This window comes from Aurantimonas sp. HBX-1 (assembly GCF_021391535.1).
In the GTDB taxonomy this organism is placed as follows: Bacteria; Pseudomonadota; Alphaproteobacteria; order Rhizobiales; family Rhizobiaceae; genus Aurantimonas.
Map to the genome: position 1 here is coordinate 2,640,076 of NZ_CP090066.1, position 23,439 is coordinate 2,663,514.

Genomic DNA, 23,439 nt, shown 5'->3' on the forward strand with positions numbered 1-23,439 from the left:
CAGCGGATTTGGTGCAATCTCCTAAATGCCACAATGGCGCCGGTGGTGGCCTTTGGACACACCCCTGTTGCACCGATGCCACTTTTCCCTTCACACCCCGTTAACCATTCGGGAATCCGGGGGTCGCAGCGGGTGCCGCGGCGACCGGCAGAACGGAGAAAGCGCCCGGAAGAGGCCGATTGCGGCCGAAAACCGGCGATTCGTGGGGCATTGGCGGCTTTCGCCGCGTCGGGCTAGAGCCGCTGGATCGGCGCGCCGAGATCGCGAAAGTCCCGCTCGCGGCAGGTCAGCACGATGATCTGCAGCGTCTCGGCGGCCATCCGCAGCACCAGATGCATCCGCTCCAGCCGCTTCTCGTCGGTATTGACCAGCGCGTCGTCGAGGATGACGGCGGTCGGGTGCCCGCCCTTCTTCAGCACCTGGGCGAGTGCCAGCCGCGTCACCACGGCCACCTGCTCGCGCGCGCCGGCCGAGAGGCGCTTGAAGTCTTCCTCGACGCCGGCGCGGTGCAGGCTGCGAATCTCCAGCGTCGAATCGTCGAGTTCGATCACCGCGCCCGGATGGATCAGCTTCAGATACGGCGTGACCTGCGTCATGATCGGTCCCAGCCAGTGCTCGCGGGCCTCGCGCTGGGCGGCGAGCAGCGTCGCGTGCAGCATGGCGGCCGCCGCTGCCTCGGTCTTCAGGCGGGCGAGTCGCGCCTCGGCGGCGCCGATCTCGCCTTCCAGCCGCGCCACGTCCTCGCCGAGCGCCGTCGCGCCGGTGGCCTCGAGCTCGCCTTCGAGCCGCAGCGTCTCTTCCTTCAGCGCCGCGACGGTGCGCCGGATCTCGGCCAGTGCGCCGCGCCGCGCCGCGAGCGTCAGCTGCACCGTCTGCGGCTCGGCGGCGGCGAGGTTGCGCTGCCGGCGCTCCAGCACGGCGGCCTTCGCCGCGCGGTCGAGCTCGGCCGCCGCCAGGTCCTCGGCGAGCGCCGTGCGCGGCCGGATGGCCTCCGCCTCGGCGAGTTCGCGGCGCAGCCGTTCGGCCTCGCCGCGCCGGTGCGCGTCGTCGGCTTCGGCGCGGGCGAGCGTCGCCAGCCCGCCGCTCGCCGCGCGGCGCAGCCGCTCGAGCGTCGCGGTCGCCGTTTCCAGCCTGGTGCGCGCGGCATTGCGCGCCGCCCGCGCCGCCGCCTGGTCGTCGGGGCCCGGCGCCGGCCCGTCCGGTGCCGATGACGGCGACGCGGCGGAAAGCTCGGCCAGCGCCCTCTCGGCCGCAGCCCGGCCCTCCGGCAGCAGCGCCGCGAGCTGCTTGCCGAGCGTCGCGGTCTCGATCCGCCGGTTTTCCGCAGAGGCCGCGCGCGCGCGCGATGCTTCTATAGAGGCGACGCCCAGGCGCGCGAGCAGCGCGGCGAGCTCGGCATCGGCCGCCTCGCATTCGCGCCGCAGGGTCGCCGCGTCGCCGCCGGGCTCGACCGTCAGGGCGCCGAAGCCCTGCAGCTCGAAGCGCTCGCGGGCCGTGACGCGGTGCGGCTCGCCGGCTGCGACGACCGCGCCGCCGGCATCGCGCACCGTGTTCGCGCCGGAAGGCTCGAAGGTCAGCACCGGCGCGGTTACCGACAGCCGGACGGCGGCGTCACGGCATTTGCGCTCGGCCGTCTCCAGCGCCTTGATCGCCGCCGCGTCGATGGCGGGCCCCGCCGATTCGGCCCGCAGGGCGGCAAGCCGTGCTTCGACCGCGCCGGCCTCGCGCAGCCGGCGGCCGAGCGTTTCCGCCTCGGCCGCAAGCCGTGCCCGCTCGATCCCCGCCCGCAGCGCGTCGTCGGCGGCTTCCGCCGCCTCGGCCGCGCGCTTGGCCGCTTCGGCCTCCGCCTCGGCCGCAGCGAGCGCGGCCCGCTCGCCGTCCTGCGCCGCGCGCAGTTCCACCAGGGCGGAGGCAGCCGCTTCCGCCGCCGCCTGCGCCGCCGCGGCGGACGCGGCCAGCTGGTCGCGCTGCTTCAGCCGTTCGCCGGCGCCGTCGCGGCGGGCCAGCGAGTGCTGCAGCTCACGCGCCGCCTCGTGCGCCGCGCCTTCCAGACCTGCCGCCTGGCGCGCCTGTTCCTCGGCGGCCTCCAGCCCGGCCTCGGCCCGGGCCACCGCGTCGTCCCGCTCGTAGGAACGCAGCGTCGCGCGGCGGGCATCGAGCCGCTGCAGCTTCTCCTCGAAATCAGCGTGCGCCGCCCGCTTCGTCGCGAGCTCCGCCCGCAGCTCGTCCAGATGCTGCTCGGCCTGGCGCACCGGCGAGGCCTGCGCCACCCGGCCGGTGTCGGTGAAGAAGCGGTCGTGCAGCGTCTTGGCGGCGCCGATCATCGCCCGGCCGCGTTCGCCGCCGAGGATCTGGCCGACCTCGCCCTCCAGCGAGGCGGTCACCGCGTCCTTGCCGACGCCGATGTCGAGCCCGCCGGTATTGGAGCGCCCCTGCTCCACCCAGAGCAGGCCGAAGGCGCCCTGGTGCGAATCCAGCTTTGACTCGCCGCGGCCGGGATGGGCAAAGCGGAAGAGTTCGGCGAGGCGCTCCTCGACCGCGTCGCCGGTCAGGCCGCCGCCCGGCCAGGTCAGCTCCGCCTCCGGCTTCTGCAGGAAGGCCTTGCGCAGCGAATAGACGGTGCCACCGAGGCTGAAGTCGACATGGATCTCCGGCCGGGCCTGGCGCTGGTAGGGCGCCAGCGCCTTCACCGCCTCGCCGGTGGCGCGGTGGCGCTGGAAGAACGCCGCCCGAAGCGCCGTCAGCAGCGTCGACTTGCCGGCCTCGTTGTCGCCGACGATGACGTTCAGCCCCGGCTCGAACAGCTGGAGTTCGGCCGAGCTGATGCCGGCGAAATCGGTGAGTTTAAGAGAGCGCAGATACATCTCAGCGCTCTCCCTGGCGGCGATGCTCGACATAGGCGAGCCGCAGCGCCAGCGCCGCGGCCTCCCGCTCGGGATCGGCGGGATCGGCCGCCCGCGCCCGCAGCCGCTCGATGGCGACGCGCACGAAGCCGCCGACGTCGATGCGGTCGAGGTCCTCGTCGTCCGGCGCGTCGATCAGCGCCGCATCGACCAGCTTCAGGTCGAACAGCCGTGCCCGCCAGAGCGTCAGTGTCTCCTCCAGCCGCACGCGTTCGCGCAGCGACAGGCTGCCCGAGAGCACCAGCTCCAGCACCGTCTCGCCGGGCCGGGCGAGCGCCGCCAGCGCCTCGTCCACCACTTCCACCCCGCCGTCGAGCCGCAGCGCCAGCGACTGCCAGTCGAAGCGCGCCGTGCGCAGCTTCTCGATGCGCGGGGCGGCGCCCGGCGTGTCGATCTCGACGATGGCAACGTGGCCCGGCGCGTTGGCGGGGTAGCGGTCCGGCTCGGGCGTGCCGGCATAGACCGTCTTCGGGGCGATCTCGACGAAGCCGTGCCAGTCGCCGAGCGCCAAGTAGTCGAGCCGGGCGCGCGCCGCCCGGTCGTCGGCGATCGGGTTGCCGGATTCGGCGGCCTCCGGCAGGCGGTTCTGCACCGAGCCATGGGCGAGGCCGATGCGCACCAGCCCGGCCGGCGTCTCGGCATGGTTGAACCAGGCAGTCAGGTCGGCGCCCTCGTGCCGGCGGGTCAGCGGCGCCGGCAGGATGGCGATGCCCCGGTCTTCCAGGAGGATCGGCTCCGGCCGGTCGGCGACGATCACCCGCGCCGCGTCGGCGCGCTGCCTGAGGCGGGTCCACAGGCTGACGCCGAGCGCCGCGTCGTGATTGCCGGGCAGCATCACCCACGGACCCCGGAACGCCGCCATCGCGTCGAGCGTGCGCTGGATTTCGCGGTCGCTGACCATGGTGTCGTCGAAGGCGTCGCCCGCGACGAGCACGGCGTCGCAGCCGCGCGCCGTCGCCAGCGCCGCGATCCGGCCGACCACGGCAAAGCGCTCGGCGCGCAGCTCGCCGCGCCGGTCGGGCTCGAAGCCGCCGAACGGCTTGCCGATCTGCCAGTCGGCGGTATGGAGAATCCTGATCACGATGGGGTCGTCGGTCCTGATCCACTGGTTGCGCCGCGCGGGCCCTGCCCGTGCTGGGCGCTCCCCCATCAAATCGCAAGCGTGGGGGCGTACGCCCGAGTCTTATCAACCGGTTTCGGGGGCTCTTTACCAAGCCTCTTCGGGCCCGTCACGCAACCGGAACGAGTCCGCGACGAGGCCGTTGAGTCACGTTGCGGCAGTCACTGTGTCTGGAGTTCAAGAATGGCGCCCCGTCCCGTCTGGAAAGGCCAGATCCGCCTTTCCCTCGTGTCCATCCCCGTCGAGATGTATTCGGCCACCACCTCCGGGGCTTCGATCGCCTTCCGGCAGATCCACGAGAAGTCCGGCAAGCGCATCCAGTACGAGAAGGTCGTCGAGGGCATCGGCCCGGTCGACAAGGACGAGATCGTCAAGGGCTACGAAGTCAGCAAGGACGAATACGTGCTCCTCACCGACGAGGAGATCGAGAACGTCAAGCTGGAGACCAAGAAGACCCTCGAACTGGTGCAGTTCGTCGATTCCAACTCGATCCCGCCGCTGTATTTCGACAAGCCCTATTACGTCGTGCCGCAGGACGAGCTGGCGGAGGACGCCTTCCGGGTGATCCGCGACGCGCTGCGCCAGTCGCACAAGACCGGGCTCGGGCAGCTGGCGTTGCGCGGCAAGGAATATCTGGTGGCGCTGCGCCCCTGCGGCTCGGGTCTCCTGCTCGAGACGCTCCATTACGAGGACGAGATCCGCAAGTCGGCGCCGCTGTTCGCCGAGATCTCCGACGACGGCGCCGAGGAGGATTTGCTCGCCGTCGCCACCCAGCTGATCGAGAAGAAGACCGCGAAGTTCGACGCCAAGACCTACAAGAACCACTACACCGAGGCGCTGAAGGCGCTGATCGCCGAGAAGCGCAAGAAGGGCGGCAAGGCGACGCTGTCGATCGAGGACGACGAGCCGGCGCCGCGCAGCAAGGGCAATGTCGTCGACCTGATGGCGGCCCTGAAGCAGAGCCTCGAGGGCGGCAGCGGCGGTGACGCGGGCGGCAAGGCCGCCGGCGGCGCCCGCCGCAAGCCGGCCGCGTCGGCCGCCAAGGCGAAAGCGGCCGAGCCCGCCAAGCCCAAGAAGGCGCCCGCCGGCAGCGCCGCACCGCGCCGCAAGAGCGCCTGAGGCGGGCGATGGCGGCCCGCGGCGACGCGCTTCTCGAGACCTACCGAAAGAAGCGGGACTTCTCGAAGACGCAGGAACCCTCCGGCTCGGAGGCCCCCAGCAAGGCGGCCGACGGACTGTTCTTCTGCGTCCAGAAACATGACGCGACGCGGCTGCATTACGACTTCCGCATCGAGTGGGAGGGCGTGCTGAAGAGCTGGGCGGTCACCCGCGGCCCCAGCCTCGATCCTGCCGACAAGCGCCTGGCGGTCCGCACCGAAGACCATCCGATGGACTACGGCACGTTCGAGGGCACGATCCCCAAGGGCGAGTACGGCGGCGGCACGGTGATGCTCTGGGACCAGGGCACGTGGGAGCCGCTGGAGGATGCCGAGGAGGGCCTCGCCAAGGGCAATCTCAAGATGCGCATCCTCGGCGAGCGCATGAACGGCAACTGGGCCCTGATCCGGATGAAGCCCCGGCCGGGCGAGAAGCGCGAGAACTGGCTGCTGATCAAGGAGAAGGACGACGCGGTGGACCGCCGCCGCAACCTGCTCAGCGCCGACACCAGCATCAAGACCGGCCGCACCATGGCGGCGATCGCCAAGGGCGACGACGTCTGGGACAACTCGCGCGACGACGACCAAGCGGCGGAATCCGCGCCCAAGCCTGCCGCGAAGGGGCGCAAGAACGCCGCTGCCGCGAAGCCCGCAACGGCCGCGAAGCCGGCGAAATCCGCCGCCGCACCAAAGAAGAAGCCCGCGGGCAAGACGCTGCCGCTGCCGCGCTTCGTCGCGCCGCAGCTGGCGACGCTGGTCGACGAGGCCCCGGACGGCCGCGACTGGCTGCACGAGATGAAATATGACGGCTACCGGGTGATGATCGCCGTCGGCGGCGGCGAGGTCCGCTGCTTCACCCGCAACGAGAAGGACTGGACCGACCGCTTCGCGCCGATCGCGGAGGCCGCACGGGCGCTCGACTGCCGCAACGCGCTGATCGACGGCGAGATCGTCGCCTTCGACGCGAACGGCGGCACGGATTTCTCGACGCTGCAGGCGCATCTCTCCGACGGCGGATCCCTCTCCTGCTTCTGCTTCGACCTGCTGACGCTCGACGGCGCGGATCTGACCAAGCGCCCGCTCACCGAGCGCAAGGCGATGCTGCGCGACCTCATCGAGCGCACCGGCTCAGACGTCCTGCTCTACAGCGACCACGTCACCGGCAACGGCCCGGCGGTGCACGACAATATCTGCCGCGCCGGCCACGAGGGCATCGTCGCCAAGCGCGCCGACGCGCCCTATCGCTCGGGCCGCACCCGCAGTTGGCTGAAGGTCAAGTGCTCGCGCCGCCAGGAATTCGTCATCGGCGGCTGGCGGACGTCGGACAAGCGCGGCCGGCCCTTCGCCTCGATCCTGCTCGGCGTCATGGAGGACGGCAAGCTCGCCTATCGCGGCCGCGTCGGGTCGGGCTTCGACGAGGCCAACATGGCCGACCTTGCCGAGCGCTTCGCCGCCCACAAGCGCATGACCTCGCCGTTCATCGCGCTGCCGACCGACGCCAGGCGCGGCTCCCGCTTCGTCGAGCCGGTGCTGGTCGCCGAGATCGAGTTCGCCGAGATCACCGCCGACGGCTCGATCCGCCACGGCGTGTTCAAGGGCTTGCGCGAGGACAAGGAGGCCGGTGACGTGGTGGACGAGCATCCGCAGCGCGAGGGCAAGGCGGCGTCGGCGAAACGGCGCGCCGGCAAGGCCGCGGCAAAGGCCGATACGCCGGAGCTGGGCCAGGCGCCCGACAGCGTCGCCGGCGTCCGCCTCACCCATCCCGAGCGCGTCGTCTTCGCCGGCCAGGGCGTCACCAAGGGCGACCTCGCGCTCTACTACGAGAAGGTCGCGGACCGCATGCTCGCCCATGCCGGCGGCCGGCCGCTATCGCTGGTGCGCTGCCCGCAGGGCGGCCAGAAGCGCTGCTTCTTCCAGAAGCACGACACCGGCGGCTTCCCGGAGGCGGTGAAGACCGTGCCGATCCCGGAAAAGGACGGCGGGATCGAGCACTATTTGACGGTCTCCGACGCCGCCGGCCTCGTCGGGGCGGTGCAGATGAACACGCTGGAGTTCCACATCTGGGGCTCGCGCAACGACCGGCTGGAAAAGCCCGACCGGCTGATCTTCGATCTTGACCCGGACGAGAGCCTCGGCTTCGAGGACGTCAAGGCGGCGTCCTTCGACCTGCGCGACCGGCTTGCCGAACTCGGCCTGAAGAGCTTTCCGATGGTAACCGGCGGCAAGGGCGTCCATGTCGTCGTGCCGCTCGACCGGCGCCAGGGCTGGGAAGAGGTCAAGGCCTTCGCCAAGGCCTTCGCCGTCCGCCAGGCGGAGGACGAGCCGGACCGCTTCGTCGCCACCATGTCGAAGGCCAAGCGCAAGGGCCGGATCTTCATCGACTGGCTGCGCAACGAACGCGGCTCGACGGCGATCGCGCCCTATTCCAGCCGCTCCCGCGAGGGTGCGCCGGTGGCGACGCCGGTCAGCTGGAACGAGCTGGCGACGCTTTCCGCCGCCAACGGCTTCGACATCAATACCGTCGTCGCGCGGCTGGACGAGCCCGATCCGTGGGCCGACTACGCCGACGTTCGCCAGTCGCTGACCAAGAAGATCCGAGACAAGTTCGGCGCCTGACCGGCACCGACCTTTCGCCGTGACCGCAAACAGCCCTCCCCGCACGGGAACACCTCCCGTGCCGGCCGACTTCCCTTGGCAACCGTCAACGGAACGAAGGGAGTTCTTCCATGGTCACCACCGTCGGCAAAGAAGGCGACATCAAGGGCCTCGTCCGCGACCTGATCCTGCTCGAGCGCGACGCGATCGCGGCGTATGATTCCACCATCGAGAAGCTCTCCGACCCGGCGCTCAGCCAGCAGGTCGCGAGCTTCCGGCAGGACCACCTGCAGCATCTCGACGTGCTCAACGAGATTGCCGCGGAGACCGGCGCCGAGGCGCCGCTCGAAGGCGACATGAAGGAGTGGCTGACGACCGGCAAGATCGCCCTCGCCGACCTGATGGGCGACGGCGCGATCCTCAAGGCGATGAAGACCAACGAGGACGACACCGTCACCGCCTACGAGCGCGCCTCCACCCATGGCGACGCGATCGAGAAGTCGCGGGCCTTCTTCGCCAAGGCGCTGGCCGACGAGCGGCGCCACCGCGCGTGGATGGAAGAGACCGCCGCCGCCCTCTAGGCGCGCTGCGCTCTCTGCGATGCACGAACCAGCCGCCGGTGACGCCCGTCGCCGGCGGCTTCGTCTTGCCTGCGGTTCGCCGCGCTTGATTCCCGCCGGGAGCTGTCGCAGGGTCCGCGGCAAAAAGCGGGAGGACACCATGGCGATCTACGCCCTCGACGGCGACAGGCCGGAACTGCCGGAAGACGGCTCGGCCTTCGTGGCGCCCGGCGCGCACGTGATCGGCCGCGTCCGGGTGGGCGTCGATGTCGGCATCTGGTTCGGCGCCGTGCTGCGCGGCGACAACGAGTGGATGACCATCGGCGAAGGCACCAACATCCAGGACAATTGCGCCCTGCACAGCGACGCCGGCTTTCCCCTCACCATCGGCGCCGGCTGCACGATCGGCCACGCCGCCATCGTCCACGGCTGCACCATCGGCGACAATTCGCTGGTCGGCATGGGCGCGACGATCCTCAACGGCGCGCGCATCGGCAAGAACTCGATCGTCGGGGCGAACGCGCTGGTCACCGAGGGCAAGGAGTTTCCCGACAATTCGCTGATCGTCGGATCGCCCGCCAAGCTGGCGCGCATGCTCGACGACGCGGCGGCCGAAATGCTCCGGGCCTCCGCCGCCCACTACGTCCACAACGCCAAGCGGTTCGCCGAGGGGCTGGTGCGGCTCGACGAGGCGCCCGGCGCCGACGCGGCGCCGCACGCCATGACCGCCCGGGCCTGACGCCCCCCGCACAATCGCCATCGCCGGATCAGACCATGACGCTCTTCACCGAACTCGCCCGCTCGCTGCCCGCCACCGTGCCCTTCGTCGGTCCGGAGACGATCGAACGGCGCACCGGCGTGCGCTTCAAGGCGCGGCTCGGCGCCAACGAGAGCGTCTTCGGCCCCTCGCCGCTCGTGCTCGAGGCGATGGCCGCCGCGGCGCGCGGCAGCTGGGCCTATGGCGATCCCGAGCAGCACGAGCTCAAGCAGGCGATCGCCGCCCATCTCGGCGTCGGCATCGAGAACATCACCGTCGGCGAGGGCATCGACGGGCTGCTCGGCCACCTGGTGCATCTCGCCTGCGATCCGGGGGACACGGTCGTCACCTCGCGCGGCGCCTATCCGACCTTCAACTACCATGTCGCCGGCCACGGCGCGGTGCTCGCCTTCGTCCCCTACCGGGGCGACGACCACGAGGACATCGACGCGCTGCTGGAACGGGCGAAGGCGGTGCGGCCGAAGCTCCTCTACTTCGCCAACCCCGACAATCCGACCGGCTCCTGGCACGAGGCGCCGGCGGTGGAGCGGCTGATCGCCGGGACGCCGGACGAGACGATCCTGGTGCTGGACGAGGCCTATTGCGACCTCGCGCCGGCCTCGGCGCTGCCGCCGATCACACTGATGCGGCCGAACCTGCTGCGCTTCCGCACCTTCTCCAAGGCCTACGGCATGGCCGGGGTGCGCGTCGCCTACGCGGTGGGCGAGCCCGCGACGGTCGCGCAGTTCGACAAGGTGCGCAATCATTTCGGCGTGTCGCGCATGGCGCAGGCAGGCGCCGTCGCGGCGCTGGCCGACCAGGCCTATCTGGACGCCACGGTGGGCAAGATCGTCGCCGCCCGCACCCGGCTCGGCGGCATCGCGACGCGGCTGGGGCTCACGCCGCTGCCCTCGGCGACCAATTTCGTCGCCATCGACTGCGGCGGCGACGGGGCGCGCGCCCGGGCGATCCTCGATGCGGTGCTGCGCCGCGGCGTGTTCATCCGCATGCCGGGCGTCGCCCCGCTGGACCGGATGATCCGCGTCACCGTCGGCACCGAGGCCGACCTGGCGCTGCTGGAGACGGCGCTGGCGGGTGCGCTCGACGAGGTCGGCGAGCCACGGGCGGCATGAGGCCGGACAACCGCCGCCACTGCAGATCCTGATTCAGGATCTGCCGGCAAGTGCCTGATGTCAGTGGCGCGTCAGCCACTCGCGGGCGGCGCGCTGCGCCGCGGCGATCTCCCTCCGGCTCATCTGCTCGGCGAGGTCCTGGCGGTGGAAGGCGGCGCGCTCGCAGCCCTTGCGGTCGGCGAGGTTGAAGTACATGTGCGCCGCCACCCGGTCGACCGTGCCGCCGCGGCCGAGCGCCGCCTGCATGCCGAGGTCGAAGAGAAGGTCGGCGTCGACGAACAGCGCGCCGTTGGCGGCGGCGTCGGCGTAGTTCTGGAAATCGATGCGGGCCATGTTTCGTCGCGTCCCTGTCGCTCTTGATCGTTGGCTTCCGATGTCCCGAGAATGACTGGCGCGGCTGAAGGCCTACTTAAGGTTTGAGCTTAATTGGACCTGAACGACGGCTGCCGCGGCAACTGGAGGATGCGCCGCCAAGCCTCTGGATCTGTTCGGCTATTTCCGCCCGATCGGCGACCCTGGTCGCCGTCTCTGTTCACCCGGCGATAACCCTGCCGCGCGATCGGCGCGCTGGCGATGCCGTTGCGCGACCCGCCGCAATCCATGTTGCGATTTGTCGCGGGTGGGTTACTCTTACGTTTAGGGAAGCCAAGGCTCCGGGAGCGGCCGGCGTCCCGTCAACGGGAGGAACCATTCGATGAAGCGACTGATGTTTGCCACTGCCGCGCTCGGCCTTGCCCTCGCCGGCGCCGCCCACGCCGATCCGATCGAGGGCAAGTGGAAGATGCCGTCGGGCTACGACGCGCAGATCGCCCCCTGCTCCGGCGGCTTCTGCCTGACCTATACGACGGGTCCCTACAAGGGAAAGACCTTCGGCCAGATGAAGCCGTCCGGCGGCGGCCAGTATGCCGGCACGGTCACCGACTACACCAAGGGCGGCAAGCAGTATTCCGGCAAGGGCCAGCTGTCGGGCTCGACCCTGTCGATCTCCGGCTGCGTCCTCGGCGGCCTCATCTGCCGCTCGCAGACGCTCAACCGGATCTGAGCGACCGGCCGGACGGGCGTGCGCAGCTCGGCTGACTTGACCCGTCCTGCCGGGGGTCTGCTGCAACCCCCCCTCTGCCTGCCGGCATCTCCCCCACAAGGGGGGAGATCGGGGGCATCTTCTGTCGCACGTCGTCCCCGATCGGCAGCCGATGGCCGACGCATGATGGGAGCGGACCCGACATCGGCGACCGTCACGAGGCTCCAGTATTCGCGGAGACGTTGAAGCGTCGATCTCCCCCCTTGTGGGGGAGATGGGCGGCAGCCCAGAGGGGGGTGGCTTTTCCGCTACGCCGCCCAGCGGAAGTTCGTGCTCCCGCTAAGCGCGACCCACCACGGTGACAGGAGCGCCGAGCCAAACCGACACAACCCGAAACCGCAGCCTATGCGCCGAAGGCGCCGTCGATCGTGTGCATGGCGCCGGTCACGAAGCCGGCCTCCGGCCCGGCGAGCCACGCCACCATCCCGGCGACCTCCTCGGGCCGCCCGTGGCGCTTGATCGCCATGAAACTGTGCATCAGGTCCTTCATTGGCCCGTCCGACGGGTTCGCGTCCGTATCGATCGGCCCCGGCTGCACGATGTTGATCGTGATGCCGCGCGGCCCGAAATCGCGCGCCAGGCCGCGCGCCATTCCCTGCAGGGCGGACTTGCTGACGGCGTAGGAGGCCATGCCCGGGACGGGCATCCGGTCGCCGTTGACCGACCCGATGACGATGATCCTGCCGCCCTCCGGCATCCGTCGCGCCGCCTCGACCGAGGCGTGGTAAGGCGCGTGGACGTTGACCCGGAACAGCCGGTCGATCGCGTCCGCGTCCTGTTCCAGCGCGTCGCCGAACACGGCGAAACCGGAGTTCACCACCAGCACGTCCAGCGGGCCGCTGTCGCGAACGCGCGCGATCACCGCGTCGCGGTCGGCGCTGTCCGTCTGGACCGCAGTGCTGCCGGTCTCCGCCGCCAGCTGCTCGGCTGCCTCGCGCGAGCCGGCATAGGTGAAGGTCACCGCCGCGCCCTCCGCCGCAAGCCGCCGCACGATGGCGGCGCCGATCCCCCGGCTGCCGCCGAGAACCAATGCGGACTTTCCTTCGAATGCGGCCATCGCGCCCTCCTTGCGATTAACTTAAGAGCCGCTACATAAATCCCGAGATCACACCCGTCAAGGTATTTTGTAATGGATCATACAAATATCCCGCGCCGACGCGGTCGCCCCCGCAGCTTCGATCCGGAACAGGCCGTCGCCACCGCCCAGCAGCTCTTCCACGCGCGTGGCTACGATGCCGTCAGCGTCGCGGATCTGACCGAGGCGCTCGGCATCAACCCGCCGAGCTTCTATGCCGCGTTCGGCAATAAGGCAGGGCTCTACGCCCGCGTCCTCGAGCGCTATGCCGACACCGGCGCCATTCCGTTCGCCGAGCTGCTGCGGCCCGATCGTCCCGTCGCCGCCTGTCTCCTGGCCGTATTGGAGGAGGCTGCCCGCCGCTACGCCGCCGATCCCGCCGCAGCGGGCTGCGTGGTGGTGGAAGGCACCCGCTGCGACGATCGGGAGGCGCGCGAAGCCGCCCTCGTCTACAACCGCGCGGCGGAGGCGGCGATCCGGCAGTACGTCGCCGCCCGCTATCCGGCGGACGCCGAGCGGATGACCGACTTCGTCAGCACCACCATGTTCGGCCTCTCCGCCAAGGCCCGCAACGGCCACAGCCTCGACCAGCTGCTGGCGACCGCCCGCCTCGCCGGCCTGTCCCTCGCGCAGGCGCTTCCCGACTGACGAAGTGCGCCGGCCGGCATCGTCAGGTGAGCCAGCGCGAGCTGCGTCAAGCGAACCTGCCGGGCTGACGGCCTTGGTCGCCCGTCTCGACGATTGCGCCCAGAAAGGGTGACGAGCCGCAGCCCGCGCGACATCTCGCCACGCCCGCTGCCGAACTCGTCCGGCCGTCGCAATTTCAGCCGATTGTCGCGGGAGAGCCTCCGGCACCCGCGCCCGAAGGCGCCCCGCCAGGAGCCCAGCCCATGACCCTCGCCCGTCTCGCCCTCGTCGCCGTTTTTTCGGCCGGCCTTGCCGGCGCCGCATCGGCCGAGGCCATTACCGGCGACTGGCTGACCGAGAACGGCGAGCGCGTCACGGTGGCGCCCTGCGGCAACGGCTACTGCTCGACCGTCGCCACCGGCACCTACAAGGGCCAGCGCATCGCCGAAGTATCGGGGGCGGGACCGGAATATCCGGGCACCATCACCGATCCGCGCGCCGGCAAGACCTACAAGGGCTCGATGACCGTGCGCGGCGACGCGCTCGACCTCAAGGGCTGCCTGATGGAGATGTTCTGCAAGACGGTCCAGAGCTGGCGGCGGCCCTGAGCGGCCGCGGCACTCTCGCCTCCGTGTAGCGGGCCGGGGCAACCTGCCCCCGCGCGGAGCGTTGTGGTGACAGAGAGATTCAACAACAGACGGAAACGATGATGAAAAGGCTCATTCTTGCCGCGGTGGCGGCGCTGAGTTTCGTGACGGCGCCGCTCGCGGCGGAGCCGATCCTCGGCAAATGGCGGGCGCCGGGCGGCGGAATCGTCGAGGTCACTTCCTGCGGCGGTGCCTTCTGCGCCGAGGTGATCTCGGGCGAGCACGCCGGCAAGTCGGCCGGCCAGATGAGCAGCAACGGCGAGGGCTACGCCGGAACGGTCACCGATCCGCGCGACGACCGCACCTATCAGGGCACGGCGGTGATCGAGGGCAACCAGCTCAAGCTCACCGGCTGCGCCCTGCGCATCTTCTGCAAGACGCAGGTCTGGACGCGCGCCTGACGCCGGTCGTCGGTCCCACCATATGCCAAACGGGCACCCCCGGCTCAACGCGCCGCGGGTGCCCGTTTCGTTTAGCGGCGGGCCCGCTGGCCGAACAACATCGCCTGCGCGTCCTTGTTGGCGGCGAGGTTGAGCTTCTCGCGCTCCGCCTTGCCGACCTCGAGCCCGCGGATCACCGCCGGCCGCGCCATGATCTCCTCGAACCAGCGTTTGAGCTGGGGGAATTCCTCGAGGTCCTGGCCCTGGTCCCGGTAGGGCTTCACCCAGCCGATCGACGCCATGTCGGCGATCGAGTACTCGGCGCCGCCGAGATAGCGGTTGTTCTCGAGCCGCCGGTCCATCACGCCGTAGAGCCGGTTCACCTCGTTGGTGTAGCGGTCGATGCCGTAGGCGATCTTCTCCGGCGCGTAGTTGCGGAAGTGGTGCGCCTGGCCGGCCATCGGCCCGAGCCCGCCGACCTGCCAGAACAGCCATTCCTCGACCGCCACCCGCGCCCGCTCCTCGCTCGGGTAGAACTTGCCGAACTTGCGGCCGAGATACTGCAGGATGGCGCCGGATTCGAACACCGAGATCGACCCGCCCGGCCCTTCCGGATCGACGATCGCCGGCATGCGGTTGTTCGGCGCGATCGCCAGGAACTCCGGCTTGAACTGGTCGCCGGCGCCGATGTTGACGTAATGGACCTCGTAGGGAACCCCGAGTTCCTCCAGCATGATGGAGATCTTCCAGCCGTTCGGCGTCGGCCAGTAGTGGAGCTGGATCGGTTCGTTCTGCGTCTGCATTCGCTCGGCCCTTTGCAATGATCCCGCGACGATTCCGTCACATCTGTAACATTCAGTTAGGGTCGAGCGGGCGTGGGCAAGGGCGCAGAACCGCCAACACAGCGTTCACCGGGTCGCCTGGGTGCGGGCCCGTTCAGCCTCGGTTCAGTCAGGGGGTGCATTTGTGGCGGAAATGCACTAGGAGTGTGGCTCATGGTGACCCGACTAACTGTCACGACCGTGCTGATCGCCCTTTTCGGGATCGCTTTCAGTGCGCTCGCCCAGAACGCGACGATCCGGCCCGGCAGCGCCTTCGCTTCGATTGCCGGCGCGGATTGCAAGTACAGCACCGGCATCGTCTGCCCGATCGAGCGGGACGTCCCGCCGACGCCGTCCCGGGCAAATTTCTAGCCGTCGTCGTCTTCTCCGCGCCATGGCTCGCGGCTAAACAAATGTCATGACCCAGCTTTTTCCCGCCCCGGGCGACCCCGGTTTCGAGACGCCCCCCGCTGCGCCGCGAAACCACTATGACGATGCGGCCGAGGCGGTCGCCGAGCTGAAGCGGCTCTATGCCCGCTCGGTCGCCTTCCTGTCGGACTCCTTCACCAAGGTCCTCGAGTCCGGATCGGCGGGCACCCGCTACCGGGCCTATTACCCCGAGGTCGCCATCGCCACGGCGACGCATGCCCGGGTCGATTCCCGCCTCGCCTTCGGCCATCTGCCGCGCCCGGGGCGCTATTCCGCCACGATCACCCGGCCGGACCTGTTCGAGCGCTATCTCACCGAACAGATCGCCCTTTTGATCCGCAACCACGGCCAGTCGATCACCATCGGCGATTCCACCACGCCGATCCCGCTGCACTTCGCCTTCCCCGAGGGCTCCTATGTCGACGGGTCGCTGGCCGAACGGCTCGACCGGCCGTTGCGCGACATCTTCGACGTGCCCGACCTCGAGGCGACCGACGACCGCATCGTCAACGGCAATTTCGAGCCGCGCCCCGGCGAGCCGATGCCGCTGGCGCCGTTCACCGCGCAGCGCGTCGACTATTCGCTGCATCGCCTCGCCCACTACACCGCGACGCAGCCGGTGCATTTCCAGAACTACGTGCTGTTCACCAACTACGGCTTCTATGTCGACGAGTTCTGCATGATGGCGCGCGAGATGATGGCGCGCGGCGGCATGGGCTATTCGGGCTTCGTCGAGCCCGGCGACCTGGAGACGCTGCCCGGCGCGCAGGAGCCGCCCGAGGGCGTCGCGCCGCTGCGGTTGCCGCAGATGCCGGCCTATCACCTCAAGCGCGAGGACGGCCACGGCATCACCATGGTCAATATCGGCGTCGGCCCCTCCAACGCCAAGACGATCACCGACCATATCGCGGTGCTGCGCCCGCATGCCTGGATCATGCTCGGCCACTGCGCCGGCCTGCGGAATTCGCAGGAGCTCGGCGACTACGTGCTCGCCCACGCCTATGTCCGCGAGGACCACGTGCTCGACGCTGACCTGCCGATCTGGGTGCCGATCCCGGCGCTGGCCGAGGTGCAGGTGGCGCTCGAGAAGGCCGTCGAGGAGATCACCGGGCTCGAAGGCTACGAGCTGAAGAAGATCATGCGCACCGGCACGGTCGCCACGATCGACAACCGCAACTGGGAGCTGCGCGACCAGAAGGAGCCGGTGGAGCGGCTGTCGCAGTCGCGCGCCATCGCGCTCGACATGGAATCGGCGACCATCGCCGCCAACGGCTTCCGCTTCCGCGTGCCCTACGGCACGCTGCTCTGCGTCTCCGACAAGCCGCTGCACGGCGAGCTGAAGCTGCCGGGCATGGCGACGGCGTTCTACAAACGCCAGGTCTCGCAGCATCTGCGGATCGGCATGCGGGCGCTGGAGCTGATGTCGGAAATGCCGAGCGAGCGGGTGCATTCGCGCAAGCTGCGGTCGTTCTTCGAAACCGCGTTCCAGTAGTGGCGGCAGCTCCCCGCATCCCGGCGGCGCGCGGCCGCATCGTCCGCGCGCTTCTGTCCGCCCTCACGCTGGTGGCCGCGCTCGCGCTTCTTGCCGGGTTCTTCGGCGACGTCGTGCCGTTCTTCGATTCGCTGGCGCATTTCCGTGCCCACCTGGCGGTGCTGCTGCTTCTGACGGGAATGCTGCTGATGGCGACCCGGGTGGTGGCAACCGGGCTCGCCGCCGGCATTCTCGGCGGCCTCGGCCTCCTCACCGTCGCGCCGTTCATGTTCCCGGCGCCGCTGCCGCCGACGGGCGGGCCGGCGGCGACCTACACGCTCCTGCAGATGAACCTGCGCTGGGACACCGACGACCGGGCGGAAGCGCTGCGCCTCGTCGGGCGCCTCTCGCCGGATATCATCACGCTGGAGGAGACCAGCGACGGCTGGCGGCCGCTGCTCGCCTCTCTCGCGGGCCGCTACCCGTACCGCTTCGACTGCGGCGGGCCTTCAACCTTCGGCAATCTGACGCTGCTGTCACGGCGCAACTTCGTGCCCGGCGATGCCGGCATCTGCGACGCCAGGGACGGCTTCCTCAGCCGGACGGTGGATTTCAACGGCACGCCGGTGACCATCGCCGTCCAGCACCTGCGCTGGCCCTGGCCGGGCCGGCAGTGGCGGCAGATGGAGCGGCTGCGGGACCGGCTGGCGGCGATCGCCGCGCCGACGCTGATCGCCGGCGACTTCAACGCCGCGCCCTGGAGCGCGGCGCTCGGCCACTACGCCGCGCTGTCCGGCACGCGCATCGTCCCGCATGTCGGCCCGACCTGGCTGCCGCTGCCGCTGACGCCCTGGCTCGCCGCCTATGCCGGCCTGCCGATCGACAATGTCCTCGTCACCGACGGCATCGACATCGTCGGCGTCGAGCGCGCCGAGGCCACCGGGTCGGACCATCTGCCGGTGCTGGTGACCTTCGCCGTGCCCGCTGCCGAAGCGGTGGAGCCGGCGGTGGACACGGCGGCGCGCTAGTAGCGCTACCGCCGGCGGCGGCGGCGACGCGCTCCCGTGGTCGTGGAAACCGGCGCCGTGCCGTTTCGCTGGCACGGCAGGCTGCCCTATGCTCGGTGCCGGGCCGCGACGGGCGCCCGGACGCATCGAGAGACCGGACGATGGGCACTTCGGGAATCCTGGCCTTCACGCTGGCGACGTTCCTGCTGGTCTCCTCGCCCGGGCCGAACGGCGCGCTGATCGCCCGGACCGTCCCGACATCGGGGGTCCCCGCCGCCTTCGCCAACGTCGCCGGCTTCTTCACCGCGTTCTGGATCCACGGCACGCTGTCGGTGCTCGGCCTGTCGGTCATCATCATGCAGTCGGCGACGGCCTTCGCGATCGTCAAATATGTCGGCGCCGCCTATCTCTGCTGGATCGGCCTGAAATCCCTCCACGAGGCGATCGCCCGCAAGCGGACGCTGCCCGGTGCGCCGCCGGCGCGCCGCGCCCGCTCGCTCCGCGGCGCCTATCTCGACGGGCTCCTGACCAACGGGCTGAACCCCAAGGTCTCGATGTTCTACCTGGCGGTGTTCCCGCAGTTCATCCCGGCCGGCGGCCACCCGGTGGTCGCGGCCTACACGCTGGTGGCGATCCATTCGCTGATCAACATCGCCTGGTTCACCCTGGTGATCCTGCTCTTCGCCCGCCTCGCCAGCTTCACCCGCTCGGGCGGCTTCCAGCGCTGGATCAAGGGCGCGACGGGCGCGGTCTTCCTCGGCTTCGGGCTCAGCCTGGCGCGGTTCAGGCCGGCGGGGTGAAGCGGAGCGGCGGCGGTAGGCGAGACCGCCGCACGCCGCGCGGCCGGGCGGCAACATCGGTCCGGGATCGACCCCAGGTTGCCGTCGAACGAGCCGCTTTCAATTTTGAAACCGGACATTCCAAATCGTGCGCCAGCCACAATAGACTGCTGGCCAAGCGCGATGGGGGATCGGGATGTCATTCGCAGAAAGCTATCTGGGAAGGCTGCGAGCGGTTGTTGGAAGCCGGTGCCTCCTCGTTCCGGGCGCGCGCGTCATCATCACGCGACAGGACGGCTCGATCCTCCTTCAGCACCGAAGTGACTTCTCGCTCTGGGGATTACCTGGCGGCAATGCCGAGGAGGGAGAGGGTCTTGAAGAAGTAGCCGTCCGAGAGGTGTTCGAGGAAACTGGCCTCCGCGTCCGGAATCTTGTGCCGTTCGGCTTTGGCAACGATCCCAAGTCCGAGACCGTCCACTTCCCGAACGGCGATGTCTGCCAGTTCTTCGTCATGATGTTTGTGACGTCGGACTACGACGGCCTTGTCCAGATCAACGACGACGAGACGCTTTCCCTCGATTGGTTCCGCCCGGACGACCTGCCGCCAATGCTGACCAGCATGCGCCGAAGCGTTGAGGCATATGTTGCTTTCGAGCAGACTGGGCGTTTCCAGCTCATCTGACGCCTCGCCCGGTCGGCCTTCACTTGATGACTCTGGGACATGTCCGCTTTCGCCCAGGCGTGCCTGAAACCAGACAGACCGTAATCCACTCAAGTCGACAGTCCGGCACCTGTCCGCAAACGACCCCGTTTCAGTCGTATGGCGACGGCGTTGCCTCTGCTCCACAAGCCGCCGTCCCCTTACCGCCCGCTCAAGCCGGTCGGGCCGAGGAAGTGGAAGCCCGCGACCGGGCCGACGGTTTTCGACCCAAGACTGCCGCTTCTGATTGGAGGCGGCAGTCTCATAAGCGGACACGATCTCGAGTGTTCTCGATGGCTTATGCAGCCAGGGCCAAGCCATCCCTATCGGGGCGCCGTACCAGCATTGTCTTTATGGCTGCGTCTGCACAGCCTGAACGTCCAACACCCATGTGATGCCGAACCGGTCCCGGACCATGCCGTAGAGGGGAGAGAAGCCTGCCGGACCCAGCGGCTGGATCACCGTCGCGCCCTCGCCGAGCCTCGCCCAATAGCCTGTGACCTCATCGGCGTCGTCGCCGCGCACCGAGACGAACACCGGGATCGTCCCCTTGTCCCACGGACGGCTGGCCGGCACGTCGAAGGCCATGACGTGGAAGCCGTCCTCCGACGCGACCTCACCCCAGATCACCTGGTCGGCTTCGGCAGGATCGGTAACGGCGTGAGCGTCGGCGTAGGTGAACAGCAACTGTCGCCCGCCGAACACGGACTGGTAGAAGGCGAGCGCCTCTCGGGCCTGCCCGCGGAAGTTCAGGTGGGTGGTGGTCTTGATGGTCATGGCGGGTTCCCTTCGCGTTTGACGACGAACAAGGTAGACCCGCCCAACTGACAGTTTGCGGCAGTTGGCGAGAGGGAGATGGATGGCACGCTCGGATCGCCTGTTCCGCCTGCTCCAGGCGATGCGCACCATGTCCGCCCCGATCACCGGGGCGCGTCTGGCGGAAGCGACCGAGGTCTCGCTGCGCTCGCTCTACCGCGACATCGACGCGCTTCGCGCGGCGGGAGCCCGGATCGAGGGCGAGCGGGGCTATGGCTACAGGCTGATCGAGGACTACGCGCTTCCGCCACAGACCTTCGAGCGTGCCGAGATCGAGGCGATCGCGCTCGGAATGGCGGAGGTCGCCAGCATGGGCGACCCGGTGCTTGCCGAGGCAGCGGCGTCGGTCCTCGCCAAGGTCGCCGCCACGCTGCCGGACGACCGCGAGCAGTACCTCCTGCACGCGATCTCCCAAGTCTTCCGGCCGACGCCGCGCTACGAGGCGACGCCTCACACGGAGATCGTGCGCGACGCGTGCTGGCGGGAGGAGGCGCTCCGGATCGGCTATGCCGACAAGGACGACGCGGACACCGAACGCGTGATCCTGCCGCTCTCGATTGTCTACACGGAAAAGGTCCAGACCGTGCTCGCCTGGTGCTGCCTGCGCGAAGACTTCCGCATGTTCCGTACCGACCGCCTCCGGAGCGCCGCCTTTACCGGGTCGAGCTTTCGGCCGCGTCGCGCTACGCTCCTTCGGAACTATCTGGCGGAACTGAAGCGGCGCCCTTCGCGACCGGACGTGAGCGCCTAAGGAGAGACACGAATGAACGTCGACACCGTCAGGCCGCCCGCGGGGTGCTAAGCAGCCATCATCGAGAACGGGAAGGTCCTTCTCGTGCGAAGACGGCGCGAGCCCGAAGCGGGGTGTTAGGGGTTGCCCGGCGGCAAGGTCGCCTCCTTCGACCCCGTAGCGGACGCTGTCGCGCGCAGATCCGCGAGGAACTCGGCATCCTCATCGAGCCGATCGATCTCCTCTGTGCCGTCGATCAGATCGACCGTGGGCAGGGCCAGCACTGGGTCGCCCCGGCGTTTCGCATAGACCGCTATGACGGAACGCCGGCCATCCAGGAGCCATACGCGCTTTCGGACCTCGGCTGGTTCGATCTGGATGCCTTGCCCACGGCCATCACCGCGCGACCAGGCACGCAGTGGCCGCGCTGAAGCGATAGACGGCCTGAACTTCCCATCATCGCGCTGATTGGTTTTGGCAAGATGCGTCCGGTGCGCAGCTTGCCGGCATCCCCCTCGCACTGATGAAGGAGCCTCTGGACTCGGTCCCCATGGATCGTCCGATCAAAGCCGTGGACGGGCGACAACTCACGGTCGGTTGGCGGGGCGAGATCGCACGCCGCCTGAAGAGCCTGATGCAGCTTCGGCACCAGGTGGATCGCCGCATCGGCTGCGCTTGCTTGTCGCTCGCTGACTGCCCTTTGCGGAACCCGGAGGACCGCTTGGCTGCCGAAGGGCCAGGCCTCGCCTGCTCGTCGGAAACGATAACCCCGCGACGGAATTCCGTGTTGGCTGCTTGAGCCCGAACCCGCCCGGAAGCATACCGACCGCCAGATCGGAATTATTTCCGATCGGCGGAACGGGCCGAAAGCGGACCGGCAGGTTTCAGGCGAAGACGCCCGGAAGCAGCCGTTCCGCTCACGACCCTAAAGAGACGTTCGAGCGTAACGAGTAGAACGTCCGCTTCGAGCCCAGAATGACCGATGCTGCGTTTCGCCCCATTTACAAACTATGCGCAGGTAGCGGACGCTCGCGCTGGCAGCCCCTTTCATACCCACTGATTTTCATAGATGGTCCGACGCAGCGTGCGTTGCGCCAGCTTGGCCCATTCTTCTAGTTGCTCTTCATATGACTCTAATTTCTGTATAATTTCTTCATCGTCTTCCGGCGTTGCAACATGAACCCATGTGTTGCGATACTTTCGTAGCTTATGAATGTCGTCTCGAAGTCCCTGTTGGATAGGCGAGCTATCAATCAAATCAGCAAGGCCAATACGCTTCCCGCCTGCATACTCGGCGCGAAGATACGTTTCGACTGCGGCGGTAGCGGATATTACGGTTGCTAGGTTCGCGCCACCGACGAAGGCATAATCACAATCGCGAACGATGAAGGCGCACCATTCCGACATGGTCGCGCCGCCCTTCAACAGTTCGTCGTCAAGCGCGGTGATGAATGCCCATCTGGCGTTGTCATCCAAATCCGTTCCCTCAAGCGAAGACACGTTCAAGCCGAATTATAGCATTGGTCAGTGTGTGCTTTAAGCAGTCAATGCTTCGATTAAGTCGAACGGCAGGCTTGTCCGCGTAGCTGCCGTTTGTCCGCCGCTACGCGAATGGCCGCTTCCCACCCAAAGCCGCCGATGCCGCGGTCAGTCTAAGTCGGAGCTCTTCCCCCTAGATCGGCGCCACCGACTTCCTGATCTCCTCCAGCGCTGCCGTCCGCTGGGCGATGACGAAGGCCCGGCAGGAGGGATAGGACAGGTATCGGCCGACCTGGCCGTATTCGACCGCGTCCAGGTAGAACAGGCAGCTGGCGTCGCGATAGGCGAGCCAGGCGCGCTGCTCGTCGCGCAGCTTCGGATGGCTGTCCTCCGGAAGCTCCGCCAGCAGCGCCTGCCAGGCCTTGTTGAGCCGGGCATCCTCACGGCGCCTATCTCGACGGGCTGCTGACCAACGGGCTCAACCCCAAGGTCTCGATGTTCTATCTCGCGGTGTTCCCGCAGTTCATTCCGGCCGGCGACCACCCGGTGGTCGCGGCACTCGGCACGATCAAGCGAACCCGTTCCATGGCGCCTGACAAAGTCTCGCGCAAGGTCGATCCCGACCCGGAACTGAGCCAGAATTCCAACGCGGTGTGCGCCGTCGCCAGAACAAGCGCTGCGGTCAGGCCTGGCATGATATCCGAGGCCACGGTGCTGCCGATTCGCTCCGCGATTGCTTCGGCCAACCTCGCCTGCACGGTCAGGTCCGCCTTGTATTCTTCGGCGGCGAGAGTCGGTTCGTTCCGGAGGAGCCGCATGCGCTCGATCGAATTGCGATCGGGCTCCTCGGGATAGAGGGCAAGAAGCGCTTCCGACAGCGAGGACCACAATTCTTCATTGGCCGGTCGGGCCTTGAAGGCCGCGACAAAGGTATCGGCCCGGTTGTGGGCAATGTCGACGATAGCAGCAGCCTTGGTCGGAAAGTAATTTCTGAAGGTCCGCAGCGAGACATTGGCCTCGCTGGCGATCTCCTCCACCGTCACCTGGTCGATCCCACGTTCCAGTGCCAGACGCAGGGCGACCGCGCTCAGTGTCGCGCGTGTCGCCTGCTTCTTGCGTTCCCGCAAGCCAAGAGCTTTAGCGGTCTGAGTGGGCGTGGTCGACATCTGGCC

The 23,439-nt window shown here is 68.7% G+C and carries 25 protein-coding genes and 1 pseudogene; 16 read left to right on the plus strand and 10 right to left on the minus strand.

From position 1 onward, the window contains the following. Positions 1-233: 233 nt before the first annotated feature. Entirely contained in the window at positions 234-2,864 is a 2,631-nt protein-coding gene (locus LXB15_RS12495) for an ATP-binding protein (protein ID WP_233948765.1), read from the minus strand. A 1-nt stretch (position 2,865) separates the two neighbouring features. Next, the gene (locus LXB15_RS12500; RefSeq protein ID WP_233948766.1) at positions 2,866-3,984 is read right to left on the minus strand and encodes a DNA repair exonuclease; all 1,119 of its coding nucleotides are present in this window, start codon (positions 3,982-3,984) and stop codon (positions 2,866-2,868) included. 222 nt (positions 3,985-4,206) lie between these two features. Here LXB15_RS12500 and LXB15_RS12505 point away from each other — a divergent pair, with 222 nt between their 5' ends. From LXB15_RS12505 to LXB15_RS12525, 5 genes are all read left to right on the plus strand, one after another. After that, entirely contained in the window at positions 4,207-5,142 is a 936-nt protein-coding gene (locus tag LXB15_RS12505; RefSeq protein ID WP_233948767.1) for a Ku protein, read from the plus strand. Positions 5,143-5,150: 8 nt separating this feature from the next. Continuing rightward, positions 5,151-7,796: a DNA ligase D gene (gene ligD / locus LXB15_RS12510; protein WP_233948768.1), complete on the plus strand. Its 2,646-nt coding sequence runs from the start codon at positions 5,151-5,153 to the stop codon at positions 7,794-7,796. Positions 7,797-7,906: 110 nt separating this feature from the next. Continuing rightward, complete coding sequence (locus LXB15_RS12515) at positions 7,907-8,356, plus strand: DUF2383 domain-containing protein (RefSeq protein WP_233948769.1); 450 nt, start codon at positions 7,907-7,909, stop codon at positions 8,354-8,356. A gap of 139 nt (positions 8,357-8,495) precedes the next feature. Beyond that, the gene (locus tag LXB15_RS12520; RefSeq protein ID WP_233948770.1) at positions 8,496-9,074 is read left to right on the plus strand and encodes a gamma carbonic anhydrase family protein; all 579 of its coding nucleotides are present in this window, start codon (positions 8,496-8,498) and stop codon (positions 9,072-9,074) included. A 35-nt stretch (positions 9,075-9,109) separates the two neighbouring features. After that, the gene (locus LXB15_RS12525; RefSeq protein ID WP_233948771.1) at positions 9,110-10,225 is read left to right on the plus strand and encodes a pyridoxal phosphate-dependent aminotransferase; all 1,116 of its coding nucleotides are present in this window, start codon (positions 9,110-9,112) and stop codon (positions 10,223-10,225) included. Positions 10,226-10,285: 60 nt separating this feature from the next. Here the strand turns inward: LXB15_RS12525 and LXB15_RS12530 are convergent, their stop codons facing one another. Further along, a complete protein-coding gene (locus tag LXB15_RS12530; RefSeq protein ID WP_233948772.1) occupies positions 10,286-10,558 on the minus strand; it encodes a sel1 repeat family protein in 273 nt (90 codons plus the stop codon). Between the two features lie 361 nt (positions 10,559-10,919). On the opposite strand from LXB15_RS12530, the gene LXB15_RS12535 reads away from it, so the two are divergent. Further along, positions 10,920-11,267, plus strand: coding sequence for a DUF2147 domain-containing protein (locus LXB15_RS12535; protein WP_233948773.1), 348 nt, complete (start codon positions 10,920-10,922; stop codon positions 11,265-11,267). A gap of 382 nt (positions 11,268-11,649) precedes the next feature. Here LXB15_RS12535 and bdcA read toward each other — a convergent pair whose 3' ends face one another. Further along, positions 11,650-12,363 carry an SDR family oxidoreductase gene (bdcA, locus tag LXB15_RS12540; protein WP_233948774.1) on the minus strand — a complete coding sequence of 238 codons (714 nt, stop codon included), beginning with the start codon at positions 12,361-12,363 and terminating at the stop codon, positions 11,650-11,652. Positions 12,364-12,435: 72 nt separating this feature from the next. Here bdcA and LXB15_RS12545 point away from each other — a divergent pair, with 72 nt between their 5' ends. The 3 genes from LXB15_RS12545 to LXB15_RS12555 all read left to right on the plus strand — a co-directional run bounded on the left by LXB15_RS12545 (position 12,436) and on the right by LXB15_RS12555 (position 14,056). Next, positions 12,436-13,029, plus strand: coding sequence for a TetR/AcrR family transcriptional regulator (locus LXB15_RS12545; RefSeq protein ID WP_233948775.1), 594 nt, complete (start codon positions 12,436-12,438; stop codon positions 13,027-13,029). A gap of 242 nt (positions 13,030-13,271) precedes the next feature. Continuing rightward, on the plus strand, positions 13,272-13,616 hold the full coding sequence (locus tag LXB15_RS12550) for a DUF2147 domain-containing protein (protein WP_233948776.1): 345 nt from the start codon (positions 13,272-13,274) through the stop codon (positions 13,614-13,616). A 101-nt stretch (positions 13,617-13,717) separates the two neighbouring features. Then, a complete protein-coding gene (locus LXB15_RS12555; protein WP_233948777.1) occupies positions 13,718-14,056 on the plus strand; it encodes a DUF2147 domain-containing protein in 339 nt (112 codons plus the stop codon). 71 nt (positions 14,057-14,127) lie between these two features. On the opposite strand, the gene LXB15_RS12560 is transcribed toward LXB15_RS12555, so the two are convergent. Then, positions 14,128-14,838, minus strand: a complete 711-nt coding sequence (locus tag LXB15_RS12560; protein ID WP_233948778.1) for a glutathione S-transferase N-terminal domain-containing protein — start codon at positions 14,836-14,838, stop codon at positions 14,128-14,130. Between the two features lie 192 nt (positions 14,839-15,030). On the opposite strand from LXB15_RS12560, the gene LXB15_RS12565 reads away from it, so the two are divergent. The 5 genes from LXB15_RS12565 (at position 15,031) to LXB15_RS12585 (ending at position 19,224) form a co-directional block, all read left to right on the plus strand. Beyond that, positions 15,031-15,228: a hypothetical protein gene (locus LXB15_RS12565; protein WP_233948779.1), complete on the plus strand. Its 198-nt coding sequence runs from the start codon at positions 15,031-15,033 to the stop codon at positions 15,226-15,228. Positions 15,229-15,274: 46 nt separating this feature from the next. Further along, positions 15,275-16,777 (plus strand): AMP nucleosidase, encoded by a 1,503-nt coding sequence (locus LXB15_RS12570; protein ID WP_233948780.1) that lies wholly within the window; start codon positions 15,275-15,277, stop codon positions 16,775-16,777. Beyond that, positions 16,777-17,784 carry an endonuclease/exonuclease/phosphatase family protein gene (locus LXB15_RS12575; RefSeq protein WP_233948781.1) on the plus strand — a complete coding sequence of 336 codons (1,008 nt, stop codon included), beginning with the start codon at positions 16,777-16,779 and terminating at the stop codon, positions 17,782-17,784. Before LXB15_RS12570 ends, LXB15_RS12575 begins: the two co-directional genes overlap by 1 nt. 140 nt (positions 17,785-17,924) lie before the next feature. Beyond that, positions 17,925-18,563: a LysE family translocator gene (locus LXB15_RS12580; RefSeq protein ID WP_233948782.1), complete on the plus strand. Its 639-nt coding sequence runs from the start codon at positions 17,925-17,927 to the stop codon at positions 18,561-18,563. Positions 18,564-18,738: 175 nt separating this feature from the next. Further along, positions 18,739-19,224: an NUDIX domain-containing protein gene (locus tag LXB15_RS12585; protein ID WP_233948783.1), complete on the plus strand. Its 486-nt coding sequence runs from the start codon at positions 18,739-18,741 to the stop codon at positions 19,222-19,224. Positions 19,225-19,593: 369 nt separating this feature from the next. Here LXB15_RS12585 and LXB15_RS12590 read toward each other — a convergent pair whose 3' ends face one another. Next, entirely contained in the window at positions 19,594-20,019 is a 426-nt protein-coding gene (locus LXB15_RS12590) for a VOC family protein (protein WP_233948784.1), read from the minus strand. A gap of 82 nt (positions 20,020-20,101) precedes the next feature. On the opposite strand from LXB15_RS12590, the gene LXB15_RS12595 reads away from it, so the two are divergent. Then, positions 20,102-20,809 carry a YafY family protein gene (locus LXB15_RS12595; protein WP_233948785.1) on the plus strand — a complete coding sequence of 236 codons (708 nt, stop codon included), beginning with the start codon at positions 20,102-20,104 and terminating at the stop codon, positions 20,807-20,809. A gap of 116 nt (positions 20,810-20,925) precedes the next feature. Here the strand turns inward: LXB15_RS12595 and LXB15_RS12600 are convergent, their stop codons facing one another. The 3 genes from LXB15_RS12600 to LXB15_RS21140 form a co-directional block, all read right to left on the minus strand. Further along, entirely contained in the window at positions 20,926-21,072 is a 147-nt protein-coding gene (locus LXB15_RS12600) for a hypothetical protein (RefSeq protein ID WP_233948786.1), read from the minus strand. A gap of 763 nt (positions 21,073-21,835) precedes the next feature. Further along, positions 21,836-22,264: a hypothetical protein gene (locus tag LXB15_RS12605; RefSeq protein WP_233948787.1), complete on the minus strand. Its 429-nt coding sequence runs from the start codon at positions 22,262-22,264 to the stop codon at positions 21,836-21,838. Positions 22,265-22,460: 196 nt separating this feature from the next. Further along, positions 22,461-22,676, minus strand: coding sequence for a lysozyme inhibitor LprI family protein (locus tag LXB15_RS21140; protein ID WP_370640229.1), 216 nt, complete (start codon positions 22,674-22,676; stop codon positions 22,461-22,463). 38 nt (positions 22,677-22,714) lie between these two features. Here LXB15_RS21140 and LXB15_RS12610 point away from each other — a divergent pair. Next, positions 22,715-22,795 (plus strand): annotated as a pseudogene (locus tag LXB15_RS12610) (LysE family translocator); the annotation flags it as partial. Here the strand turns inward: LXB15_RS12610 and LXB15_RS12615 are convergent. Beyond that, positions 22,768-23,433: a TetR family transcriptional regulator gene (locus tag LXB15_RS12615; RefSeq protein ID WP_233948788.1), complete on the minus strand. Its 666-nt coding sequence runs from the start codon at positions 23,431-23,433 to the stop codon at positions 22,768-22,770. The pseudogene LXB15_RS12610 and the gene LXB15_RS12615 sit on opposite strands and share 28 nt — an antisense overlap. Positions 23,434-23,439: the final 6 nt, after the last annotated feature.

What these genes read in the sequence shown, in the direction of transcription:
- LXB15_RS12495 (WP_233948765.1), bottom strand. Translation starts at nt 2,864, where the DNA reads ATGTATCTGCGCTCTCTTAAACTCACCGATTTCGCCGGCATCAGCTCG.
- LXB15_RS12505 (WP_233948767.1), top strand. Translation starts at nt 4,207, where the DNA reads ATGGCGCCCCGTCCCGTCTGGAAAGGCCAGATCCGCCTTTCCCTCGTG.
- ligD (WP_233948768.1), top strand. Translation starts at nt 5,151, where the DNA reads ATGGCGGCCCGCGGCGACGCGCTTCTCGAGACCTACCGAAAGAAGCGG.
- LXB15_RS12515 (WP_233948769.1), top strand. Translation starts at nt 7,907, where the DNA reads ATGGTCACCACCGTCGGCAAAGAAGGCGACATCAAGGGCCTCGTCCGC.
- LXB15_RS12520 (WP_233948770.1), top strand. Translation starts at nt 8,496, where the DNA reads ATGGCGATCTACGCCCTCGACGGCGACAGGCCGGAACTGCCGGAAGAC.
- LXB15_RS12525 (WP_233948771.1), top strand. Translation starts at nt 9,110, where the DNA reads ATGACGCTCTTCACCGAACTCGCCCGCTCGCTGCCCGCCACCGTGCCC.
- LXB15_RS12530 (WP_233948772.1), bottom strand. Translation starts at nt 10,558, where the DNA reads ATGGCCCGCATCGATTTCCAGAACTACGCCGACGCCGCCGCCAACGGC.
- LXB15_RS12535 (WP_233948773.1), top strand. Translation starts at nt 10,920, where the DNA reads ATGAAGCGACTGATGTTTGCCACTGCCGCGCTCGGCCTTGCCCTCGCC.
- bdcA (WP_233948774.1), bottom strand. Translation starts at nt 12,363, where the DNA reads ATGGCCGCATTCGAAGGAAAGTCCGCATTGGTTCTCGGCGGCAGCCGG.
- LXB15_RS12545 (WP_233948775.1), top strand. Translation starts at nt 12,436, where the DNA reads ATGGATCATACAAATATCCCGCGCCGACGCGGTCGCCCCCGCAGCTTC.
- LXB15_RS12550 (WP_233948776.1), top strand. Translation starts at nt 13,272, where the DNA reads ATGACCCTCGCCCGTCTCGCCCTCGTCGCCGTTTTTTCGGCCGGCCTT.
- LXB15_RS12555 (WP_233948777.1), top strand. Translation starts at nt 13,718, where the DNA reads ATGAAAAGGCTCATTCTTGCCGCGGTGGCGGCGCTGAGTTTCGTGACG.
- LXB15_RS12560 (WP_233948778.1), bottom strand. Translation starts at nt 14,838, where the DNA reads ATGCAGACGCAGAACGAACCGATCCAGCTCCACTACTGGCCGACGCCG.
- LXB15_RS12565 (WP_233948779.1), top strand. Translation starts at nt 15,031, where the DNA reads ATGGTGACCCGACTAACTGTCACGACCGTGCTGATCGCCCTTTTCGGG.
- LXB15_RS12570 (WP_233948780.1), top strand. Translation starts at nt 15,275, where the DNA reads ATGACCCAGCTTTTTCCCGCCCCGGGCGACCCCGGTTTCGAGACGCCC.
- LXB15_RS12580 (WP_233948782.1), top strand. Translation starts at nt 17,925, where the DNA reads ATGGGCACTTCGGGAATCCTGGCCTTCACGCTGGCGACGTTCCTGCTG.
- LXB15_RS12585 (WP_233948783.1), top strand. Translation starts at nt 18,739, where the DNA reads ATGTCATTCGCAGAAAGCTATCTGGGAAGGCTGCGAGCGGTTGTTGGA.
- LXB15_RS12590 (WP_233948784.1), bottom strand. Translation starts at nt 20,019, where the DNA reads ATGACCATCAAGACCACCACCCACCTGAACTTCCGCGGGCAGGCCCGA.
- LXB15_RS12595 (WP_233948785.1), top strand. Translation starts at nt 20,102, where the DNA reads ATGGCACGCTCGGATCGCCTGTTCCGCCTGCTCCAGGCGATGCGCACC.
- LXB15_RS12615 (WP_233948788.1), bottom strand. Translation starts at nt 23,433, where the DNA reads ATGTCGACCACGCCCACTCAGACCGCTAAAGCTCTTGGCTTGCGGGAA.